Raw genomic sequence first — 15,242 nt, 5'->3', positions numbered from 1 at the left:
AGCTACACCAGGTGGTGGCTGATGAACTGCATCTCGCGGACAAGATTGCGTAAACAGCGCTCACCACCTGGGCGAGCCTTGTACATATGGCGTAGGGCAAAGAACACCTGATACAGAGCATCGAAGCAGAGGGTGCGGGAGGCTTCCTCGCACTCTGGGTCGAGGCTGATTGAACGTAGGGTGGTGTAGATTCTGCGCAGCCAGCTTTCCTGCAAGCGTGTTAAGCCTGAGGTTCCAGCCTTGATGGCAAGGTCAAGGCCTGTGTCCAGATAATGATCCAACAATTCACTATTCAGCGAACGGTAATTGGTGATGCTCAGTTCAAGCACTGTAAATTGATCGTGCCGGGACAAACCAGGGGTAGTATCACAGGGCTTTGGGTCGTCTGGGACTGGTTGCATGGATCGCATTAGCTCTTCCTCCATCGGATAAGAATAAGTTAATGCGAATTATTATCAGTTGCAATATTTGGCTTATTGCAAATATCTATCAGAATTGGCTTTTAGATAGTGAAAGCTGCTTCGATAAAAAAGCCACATTCGATAGAAAAAGCAAAATTACCAGTTGAAAGGCTTCTCGCCCCGGGCGTTCAGTTTCACCCAGCCTTCTTTTCCGGAGTCGCTTTCTGATTCTTCCCAGCCACTGTCGCTACAGCGGACTTCGGTCTCTAAGGCTTGCCAGGCAGCTCGTGCTGCTTCCAGGTCGGTATTCCACGGCGTATCGTTCTGTTTGAACCAGAGGCTGGAGAAGTTCTTTTCAGCGTTGGCGTTCATATAGATGTCCATACCGCCTGAACGCCAGTGTTGATGAGCGCCGGTGTCCTTTATTGTGTTGATCTCTCCCAGCACGGAACGTAGCCACTCGGTAACTTTGGCTGGGTCGCCTTTCATCAGGTAAATCTCAAGGTCCGGGAAGCGTTCAGTCATTGCGGGTATCCGAAAACAGTCGAAGTAGGGTGAGCATTATATAGGCGCATAGAGAAATAAGGGCACCGCTTGCTGCGGTCGTCAGACCGATCAGCGTCACGACTTCCTGAGCCAGAGACGGCGATATTCGGTTATCGGCGAAAAGCATGGCGCCTGCGCCGGCAAAAAACAGTGTGGCGCCAATTGAGAAACGGGTCAGATATCGCCGCTCTTTACCCTGTTTTGCAATGATCCACTCTTTCAATGCCATGTTTGAGGCTGTCGGGCATGGGCCCGGTTCCGTTAATGATGTCAGGCTATCAGTGTAGGAGGGTTCCGGGGTTGAAGAAAGAGCTGGGGGATGACGTACGCAGCTACCGCCAACGGACAGACAGTTGCCCCAGTAGCTGCGTGGGTCAGGCTACCCTCATAGCCCTTATCTATAGTAGGGCCCGTAGTTAACGCTGGGGATGTGGCAGAGTGTCGCAGTCCGGGATTGAATCCACTGGCCTGATCACATATAATCGCCGCCCTTCGTTTTTCTGTGCCCTGTGATGGCACGGAAATCCGGACTCCTTGCCTTACCGGATGGGCCGGAAGGCTATAAACCCATAAGGAGCTGAAAATGCGTCATTATGAAATCGTTTTCCTGGTTCACCCGGACCAGAGCGAACAAGTACCTGCGATGGTTGAGCGTTACACCAACACCATCGAATCTACTGGCGGTAAGATCGACCGTTACGAAGACTGGGGCCGTCGTCACCTGGCATACCCAATCAACGATGTGCACAAAGCGCACTACATCCTGATGAACGTTGAATGTACTCAGGAAGCGCTGGATGAACTGACTACTAACTTCCGTTACAACGACGCTGTTCTGCGTAACATGGTTATCCGTCGTGACGAAGCTGTGACTGAAATGTCTCCAATCAAAGCGGCAGAAAGCCGTGAAGACCGTCGTCGCGCTGAGCGCAACGAAGCTTCTGAAGCGAAAACCGAACAGTCTGAAGAAAAGGCTGAACAAGAAGAATCTTCAGCTGAAGACAACGCTGAGTAATAGGAGATCAGATCATGGCTCGTTTTTTCCGTCGTCGTAAGTTCTGCCGTTTCACCGCTGAAGGTGTGACCGAGATTGATTACAAAGATCTGGACACTCTGAAAGGCTACGTTACTGAAACTGGCAAAATCGTACCAAGCCGTATCACCGGTACCCGTGCAAAGTATCAGCGTCAGCTTTCTACAGCAATCAAGCGTGCTCGCTACATTGCTCTGCTGCCATACACTGATCAGCACGACAAATAAGAGATACGGTTAACACTGTATCATTACTAATTTTCGTAGCCCGGCATCCGTGAATGAATGTCGGGAGACAAAAAGACACGGTGGCTTATTAATTCATAAGTAAGTCACCCTGTAATGAGGAATCATCATGCAAATCATTCTGCTGGAAAAAATCGCAAACCTGGGTTCACTGGGTGATCAGGTAACTGTTCGTCCGGGTTACGCTCGTAACTTCCTGTTCCCACAGGGCAAAGCGGTTCCTGCGACTAAAGCAAACGTTGAACAGTTCGAAGCACGTCGTGCAGAACTGGAAGCTCAGGCTGCTGATAAGCTGTCTGCCGCTCAGGCCCGCGCTGAGCAGATCAACGAAATTGAACTGTCTGCCGCAGTTAAAGCAGGCGACGAAGGCAAGCTCTTCGGCTCACTGGGTAACCGTGACGTCGCAGACCTGGCTTCTGCCGCTGGTGTTGAGCTGGCTAAATCTGAAGTACTGCTGCCAGAAGGCCCAGTGCGTCAGGTAGGTGAGTACGACATCACCATCCGTCTGCACCCAGAAGTTGAAGCAGTACTGAAACTGCACGTAGTTGCTGAATAAGTAATTACCGCGCGGTGGCCGCAATGATGGCTCATTGCGGCAGATTAAGGCACTATTGGTTCCCACTGATAGTGCCTTTATTTTTTGCATTGAAGATATGAACGAAGAATTCGGACAGGATACAGAAAGCGTCGGCAGTAGCCGTATGCCACCCCATTCAGTTGAAGCAGAGCAATCAGTGCTGGGCTCCCTGATGCTGGATGAGCGCGCCTGGGAGACTGTCTCAGAAACCCTGCTGGATACCGATTACTACCGTCACGATCACCGGATCATCTTCCGGGCTATTCAGCATCTCGTCGCTCAGGAACAGCCGATTGACGTTGTGACTGTCGCAGAAGAGCTTGAAGAGCGCGGACAGCTTGAGAAAGCAGGCGGGGCCTCTTATCTGAGTCGGCTCGTTGATATGACCCCTTCAATCGACAACTGTGCAGCCTATGCAACCATTGTCGCGGAACGCTCACAGCAGCGTAGCCTGATCGAAGCCGCTAGTGACATCATCGAGAAGGCCTATGAGCCAGGCGGCGCAGACGCTCTCACGCTGGTGTCTGATGCAGAAAAGTCCATCGCCCAGATTGCAGAAGGCAACCGCAAGGATGGTGGCCCTGAACTGGTCGCTCCTATCCTCAAAAATACGCTTGAGCAGCTTGATCAGATGTTCAATCAGCCTGAAGGGCTGACAGGTCTGACAACGGGTTTCACTGAGATTGATAACAGGACTTCGGGCTTCCAGAAAGCCGACCTGGTGATTGTGGCGGCACGTCCATCCATGGGTAAAACCACCTACGCCATGAATCTGGTCGAAAATGCGCTTCTGGCGACCAAGCGACCGTGTCTGGTGTTTAGTCTTGAGATGCCTTCAGAGTCTATCGTGATGCGTATGCTGTCTTCGATCGGGAAAATCGACCAGACCCGTATCCGCTCCGGTAAGTTAATTGATGAAGATTGGCCGAAGCTGTCAGCTGCGGTAAATATGCTGAAAGACCTGCCGTTGTACATTGATGACACCGCTGCCCTCACGCCACAGGAAATGCGTGCCCGTGCACGTAAAGTGTACCGCGAGAACAATAATGATCTGGCCATGATCATGGTCGACTACCTTCAGTTGATGCGGGTATCAGGCCCTTCTGAGGGGCGGACGCAGGAGATTTCTGAAATCTCGCGAACCCTTAAGATCATCGCCAAAGAATTTAACTGCCCAATGATTGCCCTGTCACAGCTTAACCGGTCACTGGAGCAGCGTCCGAATAAGCGGCCAGTGAACTCTGACTTGCGTGAATCCGGTGCGATCGAGCAGGATGCGGATATTATTCAGTTTATTTATCGTGATGAGGTCTATAACGAAGACTCTCCCGATAAAGGCATTGCCGAAATTATTACCGGTAAACACCGTAATGGTCCGATTGGTATCGACCGTCTGGCATTTATTGGTAAATACACCCGATTCGAAAACCTTGCTCATGGCTATGACGGTGATGACGAATATTGATTCGTCATCAGCCCGATTTTAATCAGTAGGTAGTTCCCATGAAATTTACTCCCGAGCTGGAGATCCCGGGCGGTTGCATCAAACCGCTGCAATACGACGATATCGACGGTTTATTCGAACTGTACAAACATCCTGAAATACCCGGCCAGCGCCCTCTTGAAGACAAAGAGCAGCTGAATCGTATGATTGATTACAGTGTTCAGATGGCTGCCACTCAGCGTGGGATGATGTGGGCTATCGAAACGGACGGGCAGATCAAAGGCATGGTCAGTGGATTTGACTGGCAGCCGTCAAATCTGCGAATTGTGATGCGCGTTGATGGCTTACCCGCTTTAACGGTAGAAGAGCGAGCGGGGGCATTGAAAGCAGCGATCGGATTCCTGAGCAAAAAATACCACGTCCGTAATTTTGCTTATCAGTGGATTGAAGGTCAGTCTGACGATATTAAAGTCGCGCTCTCAGAATGTGGTTTTACTTTGGCTGCGCGCTTGCGCGACGGCTGGCGCACTGGGAATACCGAGTTCTCAGATGTAGAGCAATATCATTGGGTGTCCAGTGACGATAAGCCCGTACCGAGAAAACTGGGTGACGATGACGAACTGGGCCAGAACCTCAATGCAAATAAAAGAGGGGAGTCCTGATGAGTTGGAACTTCGAAACAGAACACTTTTTTATTCGCCTGCCGGTTTCTGATGAGGACGGAGCAGCACTGTTTAAGCTGCTGAGTAAAAACTCGACAGTAGCTCATATTCCGCGTTTGCCTATGACTGTTGAAGCTCAGGCGCTGGATGAATTACGTAGAATCGCAATGCGATTCGAGACGCGTGAAGCGGCCTTCTGGTTGATCGAACGTAAGTCAGACGGAGACGTTATTGCACGTATCGGCATTCAGTACATCAACTGGATGATGCTGAACGCTCAGATGCAATGGGAGCTGTCGGACCGGTGTGGTCTTGAAGAATTGCAGGAAGTGCTTCCTGTTATTGTAAATTACCTATCACAGGACCTGCATTTACATCGCCTGGAAATGCGTTTGAGAGCGGGTAGTGACGGTCAGAGCAAGCTACTGACTGCGTTGGGCTTTTCATGCGAAGGCACGCTGCCTTCTCAGCAGGAGTTTGAAGGCGAAGATATTGATCTGGATGTTTACTCCTTACTTACAGGAGAGCTGAAGGCGTAATTTCACGCTCGCTGACAGAATAAAAAAGGCCGCAGATGCGGCCTTTTTTATGATGCAAGAGTAAAGCTCGGTCTTCAGGAGTCGTTCTCGTGAGAGATACTCAACGACACGCTGCCATCGAATTCCTCGGACAAGTGAAAATGGATAGGCCGGCAGCAGACCTGGCAATCCTGAATATAGTTTTCTTCTTCCACATCGCTCGGATCAATAAAGACGGTTTGATATTCGCCACAATACGGACAGTGAATACCTTGCTCTTCAAGAAACATGTCAGAGGTCTGCCATAAGGTTTTTCAAGCGGTCTTTTTGCTCATCACGGGAAAGCGGCGTTGTGGTTTCTTGTGGGAGAGCACGAGGAAGATCAATTTCCAGATCTTCGCCATTTTGTATGCGGTTTAATAAGAGGTCGTAATTTCTTTTAAAAACCGGGAAGACTTTTTCTTCGGGTTCGTTGGCAATAAAAAACCAGTCAGTTGCGCGCCCGGCGAAATAGACCGCGGGGTGGCTCCAGTTAAACTCTTTCTTCGGCGATGGTGCCCGGCAGGCTTCGACGTAAGCTGCGTGAGCGGCGGGAAGGCCCAGTACTTCAGCAACGTCACAGCGTGCCAGTACTTCGTGAACGTTAGGTAGCCAGCCATTTTCTTTTACCGCTTTTTCAGCGGCACGCATGATGACTTCACCACTGTAGTCCCCGAGCAGGCGCAACCACAGTCGTTTCGCCATATTCATGGTGTCGAGGTCGGGAAACGCCTTCAGAAACTGGTTGTGATAGTTAAATCTGAAGAGCTCAAAAATCTGGTTAATGGCAGACAGCTGGTCGTCGCTTGGCGCGCTATTTTGCCCAGCTGGTGTCACTGAGTCGGCTGACGCTTGCTTCAGCTGTTGAGTAACCCGGTTGAGTACCTGCTTGCTGTCCATTGTTGGCTCCTGTTGGATTGCCAGAGGATTGAGCGTGTCGTTTCGCCCATTGCTGCTTCACGTATTGTAAGAAGCGGCTATTCCAACTGTTGTGTACCTGATTCGAATCCCGCCAGTATAAAACAAACTCGGCGACCAGTGCGCTGGCGAATTCGCGTGGAATATGGCCCATGCCCAGAATGTCGTAACAGTCTTCGGCGGGCTGCCAGTTGCTCTCGATGCGGGTAGGCATAGGTGAGTGTTCAACGGCGGCGGTGTAACGCGCCCACTGTTGGCGGACATGCTGAATAAATTTGCTGTTCCAGGTTTTGAATACGTCGCCGCGCTCCTGCCAATAGAGAACAAATTCGGGCACTGCATCTTCAATAAACTGCGGATCGATACCCGCGCGCTGCAGGATCTGCAATGCATCGCTGCTGGGTTGCCAGTCTCCGGTAATGGGCTGGGCTTCTTCCTGAGTTGGCTGAAAGCCTGTCCGTTCCTGCTGTCGCCGGAAACGGCCAGCGTCGTTCTGCGCATAGACCCACTGATTTTTTATAAAACGGAAGAAGCGTGTGTTCCAGTCATTACGGTTTGAGCCCTGTTCCTGCCCCTGCAGTATGAAGGCATCAAGCTGTGAAAACGAAAACGCGCGAGGAATGCCATGTTGCTCAAGTCGCTGAACGGCTTCCTCAGAGGGTTGCCATTGCTCAGGCATAGGCGCAGGACGGGTCGGTTGTGGCTTACTCTGCGGCTGCGCAGCTACTCGTTGAACCGTCACTGACTGAGCAGGGGATGTATTGCGCTCGGGTGCGATCTGAGGCGTAGGGGCATTACCAAAGCTGAATACGATGCCCGCAGCCTGAGTAAAAGCCGGGCCGTGCAACTGCAACAATCCTTTGGCTGTCAGGGAATCCAGTACCCGCACTATGGTGCTGTCGTCCCAGAACGGCACCTGGCGCCGGAGAGTATCGCTGTTCAGACGTGCCTGAGGCTGGGTTTGCAGGCGTGCGGCGTCATTAAGAACCGACAGCAGTATTGCTTCTTCGAGCCCGATCGTTGCCGCGAGTGTCGCAGAGAGACTGATGGCATGATCGCTGATTAGCGGATGAACGGGCATGAACGACTTCCGGGGTGTAAGTAAGGCTGACATAATGACATAAGCGCTCCGGTGTTCGCACCGGCGCGAACCCAACATTGTACTGATTTTCAGGAATCTTCATACGCCTATGACCCGTCCGACACGTGCCCTGCTGAAATGGTCGAATCTGCGTCACAATTATCGAAAAGCACGCGAAGCTACCTCTCATGAGGCGTACGCCGTGATCAAGTCCGACGGCTATGGCCATGGCATGGTGGCCTGTGCCAATGCACTCAGTGGTGAAGCCGATGGGTTTGCCGTTGCCTGTGTTGATGAAGCGGTAAAACTGCGCAATGCAGGTATCCGTCAGCCTATTCTTGTCTTAGAAGGCGCCTACGATGCTGAGGAATGGGAGCAGGCATCAGAGCACCATATTCAGCTTGCGGTTCATCACCCTCAACAACTGAAAGATCGTGCAGAAGCTCAACTTTCTGATGATGTGGCGGTCTGGCTCAAGGTCAGTAGTGGGATGAACCGACTCGGCGTAAAGCTGGAAGATGCCCCTGAAATGATTGCTCGCATCCGCAATGATCGCGGTCTGATCCTCCGGCATGTCATGAGCCACTTTGCTACCTCGGATGAGGCGGATACCTCTTTCTACGAAGAGCAGAAGCAGCGGATGATCAGTCATGCCTGGCCGGTTCCTCTCAGTCTAAGTAACAGTGCCTCTGTCATCCGTGGTGGCGTTGCGGAAGAAAAGGTTATGCGTCCCGGTATCATGCTGTACGGAAGCTCCCCTTGCGAAGACATCAGTGCAGGCGAGGCAGGTCTGAAACCTGTAATGACGCTGCAGTCGGCTTTGATCAGTGTGCACACCGTAAAGGCGGGAGACACTGTTGGCTATGGCTGCACGTGGACGGCGCCTCGTGACAGCCGTATTGGTGTGGTCGCCATCGGCTACGGTGATGGCTACCCGCGTCATGCCCCCAGCGGAACGCCCGTTAATGTCGCTGGCCAGCGTTGCGAATTGGTTGGGCGAGTATCCATGGATATGCTGACCGTCGATATTACGGATGTTCCAGAAGCGACCATCGGTTCTCCAGTTGAGCTCTGGGGGGAGCTGGTGGATGTGGATGAGGTAGCAAGATTGGCAGGGACGATCAGCTACGAGCTTTATTGTCGACTGACGCAGAGAGTGCCTCGTATTAATTTGCAGTAACCATCTGGCAAAAGCCATCTTGCAGTAGCCATCCGGGATTCGTTTCTGCCGGTAATCAGATCTCTGGAACAGACTGGTGCGCGTCTCGGGCTGGCCAATTGCGGCCAGACGGGGACAAATCCTGCCCGACTTTGCATAATGCTGTCCTGATTATTTTTCCCGGTAAGAGAGCGCATCATGCCCTGGCAACCCATCAGCAAAGCTGACCACCGCTGTTTTGGCTGCGGTACAGAAAATCCACACGGCCTGAATATGAATTTCGAGACTGATGGCGAGAAGGTCAGAACGGTTGTGACGATTCCGGAGCACCTTCGTGGTTGGGCGAAGCTTGCCCATGGTGGAGTTACCTCAACCATTCTGGATGAGGTGATGGGTTGGGCCAGTATGTATTTCACTAATAAGTACCCACTGACCAGAGACCTGAACGTCACGTTCCAGAAGCCTGTTTACGTCGACCAGACGGTAACGGCAACGGGCTGGATCAAGGAGCAGAAAAATCGTCGGAAGTTTCTCCTCGTCGGCGAGCTGCATGACGAAAGCGGAGAGTTACTGGCTTCTTCATCGTCCGAATTCGCTATGTTCGATAAAGATCAGTTCCTTAAGTTAGGGCTGGTCGGCGAAGAGGATCTGGACGCAATGACCTGTACATTCTCCTCATCACACGATTACGGACACAGTTATTCAAATGACTGAGGCGGCGCAGATACCAGAGGTAAGCAAGGTGGAATCGGCCCTTATCGTGGAAGGGGGAGCCATGCGCGGGATATACAGCGCAGGTGTCCTCGATGAGTTTATCCGTGCAGATCATTATCCCTTTGATTGGTATTTCGGTGTATCGGCGGGCGCGTCGAATACAGCGGCCTATATCGGAAAAAAATATGGGCGCAATTATAAAGTCATCACCGACTACTGCCGGCGGCCCGAGTTTAAAAGCCTTCGGCGCTTTCTACGTGGCGGCCACCTGATCGATATTGAGTGGTTGTGGGATATTACCGAGCGCGAGCTTGATATTGGTCTCGACGAAATCGATAAGCACAAAGGCCGCTTTCTTGCCGTTGTTACTGATGCCGAAACAGGAGAGGCTGACTACATTGCTCCTGAGCGTCACGAACTGTTTCAGGCAATTAAGTGTTCTGCCGCTATGCCTCTGGCGTTCAGAGACTCCATCAGGTTTCGTGGACGTACCTGGTTGGATGGCGGTGTCGCCGACTCCCTCCCGGTAAAAGAAGCCTATCGTCGCGGTGCACGTAAAATTATGGTGATACGTTCTAATCCGGCTTCTTACCGTAAGCAGGCTTACCGTTTCCGGCACCTCTTTCCTTATATCTTACGGCAGTACCCGGCGGTAGCGCGTCGTTTGCAGCGGCGTCATATTGAATACAACGAAGCGCTCGACTTTATTCGCAACCCACCTGACGACTGCCAGGTCATCGAGTTGTGTCCACCAGAAGCGTTCTCCGCCGGACAATTTACTACAGATATGCAGATTCTGGACGAAGCCTATGCCATGGGCAAAGCCGACGGAGTTAACATTCTGAGTCAGAATCTGATCTGACTCAGGATAAAAGCGACTCTCTACTGACGCCCGAATTGTTCAACGGTATAGTCACTCTGAACACATCCTGGATGACTTTCCTCTTTTAAAAACAGGCTTAGAAATATGTCACGCAAAACGCTTATGACCATTCACCTTTATCTCGCTGCTTTCTTTGCACCGATCATGCTGTTATTTGCAGTCTCTGGTGGCCTTTACCTGACGGGCGTCAAGGGGAGTGTGGAAAAGGGTGAAAGCATATTTTTACCTTCTGTGGCCATTGATGCAGATGCGGAGAAAGAACCACAGGTCCAGAGTATTCTGGAACAGGCAGGGCTGGACCCTGATTTTGAATACGTTAAAGACCGTGGACGTCTGTTGCAGACACGGCCTACTAGTCGCGACTACTACGAGCTCGAACCGACGCCGCAGGGCATGAAGATCACGCCGGTATCGCCAGACCTTGTTGCTTCATTGATGGAACTACACAAAGGTCATGGACCGGGCCTGTTTCGTATTCTTGAGCAAGTGACCGCGCTTGGTCTGATCCTGATTCTGATTTCTGGCCTGATTATTGGTCTGAAGTCTCCTCTGTTGAAGAAACCAACCATCGGTCTGACGGCAGCAGGTATTCTGGTGTTTGTGGTTCTGGCAGCGGTTCTCTGAACTCGTGAAAAAGCGGTAAATGGTAGGCTGGCTATAAACGGGTATAGTCAGTCATACAAAGTATTCAGGAAGAGAGGCAGCATATGGATCGTGTTACAGGTGTGTATATTCTTACGAAGCGGCTGATCATTATGACAGCCGTTTCGATCTGCATTTTTACCGCGTTGTTCTCCGCAACCTTCTTACACGAAGGCCGCTTGATGGTCAGTTGGGCTGTGTTTGTTTGCGGTATTCTGGGTGGGTTTGTCAGTATTCAGCAGCGAGTAAAAACAGTCACGGATCAGGAGCTGCGGTTGCTTACCCGTTCCTGGTTCCAGATTCTGCTGATACCTATCTTTGGTGGCCTTTTTGCCCTCGTGCTCTATAGCCTCTTTCTTTCCGGGATTATTTCAGGACATATGTTCCCCTGGTTCTATATTCCTGAACCGCATGGGAATCCTGATAATGCCTATATTGTCTCTTTTCTGACCGAGACCTATCCAGCAACTGGTCAGGATATGGCCAAGCTTCTGTTCTGGTCGTTTGTTGCAGGATTCTCGGAGCGTTTCGTTCCTCAGATTATTAATCGTGTGGCGGATCAGGTTGAGGAAGACGAGCGCCAAAAGGACAAGCCTGGCTCGGGCAAGCGTGACGCTACAGCAGAAGGAAAGGAGGCAGCAGAAGATAAGACTAAATGATCTTCCGCTGCCTCAGAATCAGATGATTTGTGGGGCAAGACTCGATGTATGTGCCTGAAGTCCTTTCTCAATCTCAGCGTAAGACTTTTTACACCAGACGCGCGTCCGCTGACGTTCCATTAACGACAGCGTGCCCTCTGCGCGTTCGGTAAGATTCCCGGCAGCCCAGAAATTCAGCGACAGTTTGTCGATTTTACGCATGGTGCCGTCGTGTAGCTCATTGATGGCAATGGATGCTTTTGGGGTAATCCCTGCATCAGCGATTGTCTTCTCAAGGCTACTGAAATCGCCACCACGGCCATAGTTGTGAACCATGACACATGGGAGTTCATCCTGATAGCGATCGAGAAAAGCAGCAGCCAGTCGCGCTGAATCCATGCCATCGTCGACGACGTACCAGAAATAGCACTTCACGCCGGTTTCTTCACATAAGGCGCTGACGTCGTTGTCATCCATCCAGCGCTTAAGGAAACGTTCACTCTGAGCCGGTAGGTCTACAACAACGTTAACGTCGTTCTCCAGGGCGGTTTCAACAATACGGTCCGCGCTCTCGAACTTATCCAGATTTACTGGTTGGGTGAACTCAGGATAAAAGCGGGTCAGGGTGTCGTGGGACTGATCCGCGTCGAACCCTGCGTAGTGCATGTTGTTATCAAGAAAGTACTGCGACAGCAGGCGGGAGAATACGGATTTACCGACACCGCCTTTTTCGCCACCAATAAAGTGGATTGTGCTCATAGTGTGTCCCTGCGATGCCTGCATGGGCAGCAGGCAAAAATGTTTGAAGGTCGACTACGCTAGCACAATCCGGATGTCGGAATTATTTCAATTGTCGTCTTTGACGACGATCACTTGAGTGACTCTCGACCATGCGCCCGGTTAAAGTCGAGCGCAGGGCCGACGGGCACGATGCGCGTTGGGTTGATCATGTCATGGCTGTAATAGTAATGACGCTTGATGTGGGAGAAGTCGACCGTCTCCACAACGCCCGGATGCTGATACAGGTCGCGCACGTAGCCACTGATCGCCGGATAGTCTTCGATACGGCGCAGATTGCATTTGAAGTGACCGAAGTACACGGCATCGAAGCGGATCAGCGTTGTGAACAGGCGCCAGTCAGCCTCTGTCAGTACACTTTTGTCACCATCTCTGACCAGATAACGCTGCTGCGTCAGTCGTTCCTCTAGCCAGTCCAGTGAGTCAAATAATTCGCTGAAGGCAGCTTCATACTTCTCTGCTTTCGTAGCGAAGCCGGCTTTGTACACGCCATTATTGATCGTGTGGTAAACCCGCTCATTCACTTCATCGATCTGAGGTTTTAGATGCTCGGGGCAGAAATCCTGCTGATCGCCGGTAATATTGTTAAAGGCGCTGTTCAGCATACGGATGATCTCAGCAGATTCGTTGCTGACGATACATTCCTGCTGTTTATCCCAGAGCACAGGGACAGTTACCCGGCCCGTGTAATCCGATTTATTGCGGGTATAAATCTGATGCATAAAGTCGCTGTGATAAAGCGGATCGCCAGAGCTGCCTGCCTCGGTATCAAAGGTCCAGCCGTGGTCCAGCATATCGGGAGATACGACAGACACACCAATATGGCCAGCAAGTCCTTTCAGCTGACGAAATATAAGGGTGCGGTGTGCCCAGGGGCAGGCGAGAGAGACATAGAGGTGATAGCGGCCCGACTCGGCCTTGAAACCGGCATTCCCGGAAGGACCAGCACTGCCGTCTGCCGTTACCCAGCTTCGTAGTTGCGCGTCTTCGCGTTCGAACGCACCGTCTGATTTATCGGTGTCGTACCATTTGTCGTGCCACTCACCTTTTACCAGCAGTCCCATCGGAGCCTCTCTTGGTCATCATATTCTGTTCAGATTAGCAGCGGACAGCATGGGTAAAAAACCGCGATTCTGGAACAATGGGTTGCAAGCGGTCATGGAACCAAGCCATATGGCCTGTTGATCAGGTGCCGCAGAAGGTCCTGAACACCTGCTCTGCTGGCAGTGGAGGCGCTTCATACGCAGCGTATTCGGCATGTTGCTCGTAGGGTGACTTCAGCGCGCCGAGTAAAGCATCAAATGGAGCGTAGTCCCCTTCTTCCGCCGCCGAGATCACCGCCTGCACCTGATGGTTGCGTGGGATGATGGCAGGATTGTTCTGTTTCATCCGCTCTTCAACCACTTTCAGTTCTTCGCGTTCGCTCAGTCGTGCCTGCCATTTGCTGATCCAGTCTGAAAGGCGCTGCTTGATGTCATCCGTTGAACGGGCATCAGGTGAATCAAAGAGGGTAAACAGAGCGCTGGTATCATTATTCGGGTCTGTACAGTCACTCAGTCGGCGGAAAAACAACGTGAAGTCGAGACGGCTTTCATCAAGAAGATCGAGCAGAGACTCGAAGCACTCCCGGTCGCCAGTCTCGACTGAGCTGAAGCCAAGCTTCTTCGCTATGCCGGATTCCCAGGCATTCTGGTGCATCTGGACATAGTCATTGAGAATCTGAGTGGCGTCATCAATCGCCTGTTTCTCTGCCGCTTCGCTGGCTGTGTCATTCATAAACAAAGGCAGCATGGCTTCAGCCAGACGGGTCAGGTTCCACTGGCCAATCGCGGGTTGGTTGATGTAAGCGTATCGCCCTTGTTGATCAATCGAGCTGAAAACTTTTTTGCGATTAAACGCATCAATAAATGCGCAGGGGCCGTAATCAATTGTCTCGCCGCTGACGGTCATATTGTCGGTGTTCATCACGCCATGAATAAATCCAAGGTTCATCCATGATGCAATTAATTCTGCCTGTTTTTTAACGATATTTTTAAACAGTGATAAATAAATATTCTCGCTTTCAGGACTGCTTTTAAGCTCAGAGAAATGCCGGTCAATTACATGATCTGCCAGTGCTTTCAGGGCGACATGATCTCTGCGCATCGCAAAATACTGAAACGTCCCGACTCGGATATGACTGGAGGCCACACGGGTAAATACTGCACCGGGTTCGCGCTGCTGGCGAATCACATGTTCTCCTGAGCTGACCACCGCGAGTGCCCGAGTGGTCGCAATACCTAAGGCATGCATGGCCTCGCACAGAATGTACTCGCGCAGCGCGGGCCCGAGCGGGCTGCGACCGTCTCCACCGCGCGAAAAGGGAGTGCGCCCAGATCCTTTGAGTTGGATATCTTTCAGTTTCGCGTCGCTGTCGTAAAGGTCACCCAGCAGGATTGCGCGGCCATCCCCGAGTTGTGGATTCAGGTTGCCAAACTGATGCCCGGAATACGCCATCGCCAGTGGGTCGGCATTGTGTGGCACCAGATTGCCGGAAAATACCTGAGCGAGTTCTTCATCACCGGCATCGCTGAATTCGATATTTAATTCGGTCGCTAAGGGCGCATTGAAACGAATCAGCGTCGGAGTTTTCACCGGTGTGGGCATAACGCGTTCGAAACACTGCTCAGGGAGTTGCGCGTAGATGTTTTCGAACGGGAAGACGACAGGCATAGCGATGCAACCAATAATAACTGAGTATATTGATAGGGTATTATTGATTGTGGCGTATGTATACCAGAGCAGGCCCGAGATAAAAAAAGAGCACCCGCGAACGGGTGCTTAAAAAAAGGGCCTTAATGATGCCGGGTCTCCCAACAAACCGACATCAGCCCAGGAGGAGAAATGCAGCGCATTTCATACCAGAGGAGAGGTAAAGTTTTGTTCCTTAAAAGAAACCGACCTT

20 protein-coding genes are annotated in these 15,242 nt (G+C 51.5%); 11 read left to right on the top strand and 9 right to left on the bottom strand.

Annotation, left to right across the window (positions count from 1 at the left end; genetic code table 11):
- Nucleotides 1-2 precede the first annotated feature (2 nt).
- From B3007_RS09430 to B3007_RS09420, 3 genes are all read right to left on the bottom strand, one after another.
- Nucleotides 3-401, bottom strand: coding sequence for a hypothetical protein (locus B3007_RS09430; RefSeq protein WP_301377946.1), 399 nt, complete (start codon nt 399-401; stop codon nt 3-5).
- A 156-nt stretch (nt 402-557) separates the two neighbouring features.
- Nucleotides 558-926: a hypothetical protein gene (locus B3007_RS09425; protein WP_068438196.1), complete on the bottom strand. Its 369-nt coding sequence runs from the start codon at nt 924-926 to the stop codon at nt 558-560.
- Complete coding sequence (locus B3007_RS09420; RefSeq protein ID WP_068435652.1) at nt 919-1,176, bottom strand: hypothetical protein; 258 nt, start codon at nt 1,174-1,176, stop codon at nt 919-921. The genes B3007_RS09425 and B3007_RS09420 overlap by 8 nt, the downstream gene beginning before the upstream one ends.
- Nucleotides 1,177-1,530: 354 nt before the next feature.
- On the opposite strand from B3007_RS09420, the gene rpsF reads away from it, so the two are divergent.
- The 6 genes from rpsF to B3007_RS09390 all read left to right on the top strand — a co-directional run bounded on the left by rpsF (nt 1,531) and on the right by B3007_RS09390 (nt 5,447).
- Entirely contained in the window at nt 1,531-1,962 is a 432-nt protein-coding gene (gene rpsF / locus B3007_RS09415; protein WP_068435653.1) for a 30S ribosomal protein S6, read from the top strand.
- 14 nt (nt 1,963-1,976) lie between these two features.
- A complete protein-coding gene (gene rpsR / locus B3007_RS09410; protein ID WP_068438192.1) occupies nt 1,977-2,207 on the top strand; it encodes a 30S ribosomal protein S18 in 231 nt (76 codons plus the stop codon).
- A 127-nt stretch (nt 2,208-2,334) separates the two neighbouring features.
- Complete coding sequence (rplI, locus tag B3007_RS09405) at nt 2,335-2,781, top strand: 50S ribosomal protein L9 (protein ID WP_068436695.1); 447 nt, start codon at nt 2,335-2,337, stop codon at nt 2,779-2,781.
- 97 nt (nt 2,782-2,878) lie between these two features.
- Nucleotides 2,879-4,267, top strand: coding sequence for a replicative DNA helicase (gene dnaB, locus B3007_RS09400; RefSeq protein ID WP_068438189.1), 1,389 nt, complete (start codon nt 2,879-2,881; stop codon nt 4,265-4,267).
- A gap of 38 nt (nt 4,268-4,305) precedes the next feature.
- Complete coding sequence (locus tag B3007_RS09395; protein ID WP_068438184.1) at nt 4,306-4,908, top strand: hypothetical protein; 603 nt, start codon at nt 4,306-4,308, stop codon at nt 4,906-4,908.
- Nucleotides 4,908-5,447 (top strand): GNAT family N-acetyltransferase, encoded by a 540-nt coding sequence (locus B3007_RS09390; protein WP_068434933.1) that lies wholly within the window; start codon nt 4,908-4,910, stop codon nt 5,445-5,447. The genes B3007_RS09395 and B3007_RS09390 overlap by 1 nt, the downstream gene beginning before the upstream one ends.
- A 74-nt stretch (nt 5,448-5,521) precedes the next feature.
- On the opposite strand, the gene B3007_RS09385 is transcribed toward B3007_RS09390, so the two are convergent.
- The 3 genes from B3007_RS09385 to B3007_RS09375 are packed head-to-tail and all read right to left on the bottom strand — an operon-like array spanning nt 5,522 to nt 7,464.
- Nucleotides 5,522-5,716, bottom strand: a complete 195-nt coding sequence (locus tag B3007_RS09385) for a CPXCG motif-containing cysteine-rich protein (RefSeq protein WP_301377945.1) — start codon at nt 5,714-5,716, stop codon at nt 5,522-5,524.
- A gap of 1 nt (nt 5,717) precedes the next feature.
- Complete coding sequence (locus B3007_RS09380; protein ID WP_301377944.1) at nt 5,718-6,365, bottom strand: replication protein P; 648 nt, start codon at nt 6,363-6,365, stop codon at nt 5,718-5,720.
- Entirely contained in the window at nt 6,280-7,464 is a 1,185-nt protein-coding gene (locus tag B3007_RS09375; RefSeq protein ID WP_068438181.1) for a DnaT-like ssDNA-binding domain-containing protein, read from the bottom strand. The genes B3007_RS09380 and B3007_RS09375 overlap by 86 nt, the downstream gene beginning before the upstream one ends.
- Nucleotides 7,465-7,573: 109 nt before the next feature.
- On the opposite strand from B3007_RS09375, the gene alr reads away from it, so the two are divergent.
- From alr to B3007_RS09350, 5 genes are all read left to right on the top strand, one after another.
- Entirely contained in the window at nt 7,574-8,644 is a 1,071-nt protein-coding gene (gene alr / locus B3007_RS09370) for an alanine racemase (RefSeq protein ID WP_068438179.1), read from the top strand.
- A gap of 177 nt (nt 8,645-8,821) precedes the next feature.
- On the top strand, nt 8,822-9,337 hold the full coding sequence (locus B3007_RS09365) for a PaaI family thioesterase (RefSeq protein WP_068438176.1): 516 nt from the start codon (nt 8,822-8,824) through the stop codon (nt 9,335-9,337).
- Nucleotides 9,330-10,199, top strand: coding sequence for a patatin-like phospholipase family protein (locus tag B3007_RS09360; protein WP_301377943.1), 870 nt, complete (start codon nt 9,330-9,332; stop codon nt 10,197-10,199). Before B3007_RS09365 ends, B3007_RS09360 begins: the two co-directional genes overlap by 8 nt.
- Before the next feature lie 105 nt (nt 10,200-10,304).
- Nucleotides 10,305-10,844 carry a hypothetical protein gene (locus B3007_RS09355; RefSeq protein WP_301377942.1) on the top strand — a complete coding sequence of 180 codons (540 nt, stop codon included), beginning with the start codon at nt 10,305-10,307 and terminating at the stop codon, nt 10,842-10,844.
- Nucleotides 10,845-10,927: 83 nt separating this feature from the next.
- Nucleotides 10,928-11,521 (top strand): hypothetical protein, encoded by a 594-nt coding sequence (locus tag B3007_RS09350; protein ID WP_301377941.1) that lies wholly within the window; start codon nt 10,928-10,930, stop codon nt 11,519-11,521.
- A gap of 18 nt (nt 11,522-11,539) precedes the next feature.
- Here B3007_RS09350 and B3007_RS09345 read toward each other — a convergent pair whose 3' ends face one another.
- From B3007_RS09345 to B3007_RS09335, 3 genes are all read right to left on the bottom strand, one after another.
- Complete coding sequence (locus tag B3007_RS09345) at nt 11,540-12,259, bottom strand: mobilization protein MobD (protein ID WP_068438163.1); 720 nt, start codon at nt 12,257-12,259, stop codon at nt 11,540-11,542.
- A 110-nt stretch (nt 12,260-12,369) separates the two neighbouring features.
- Nucleotides 12,370-13,362, bottom strand: coding sequence for a glutathione S-transferase family protein (locus B3007_RS09340; RefSeq protein ID WP_068438159.1), 993 nt, complete (start codon nt 13,360-13,362; stop codon nt 12,370-12,372).
- A gap of 121 nt (nt 13,363-13,483) precedes the next feature.
- Entirely contained in the window at nt 13,484-15,010 is a 1,527-nt protein-coding gene (locus tag B3007_RS09335; RefSeq protein WP_301377940.1) for a protein adenylyltransferase SelO, read from the bottom strand.
- Nucleotides 15,011-15,242: the final 232 nt, after the last annotated feature.

This window comes from Thalassolituus sp. UBA675, from assembly GCF_002297765.1.
Classification (GTDB): Bacteria; Pseudomonadota; Gammaproteobacteria; order Pseudomonadales; family Oceanobacteraceae; genus Thalassolituus.
This window is presented reverse-complemented; position numbering and strand designations above follow the sequence as displayed.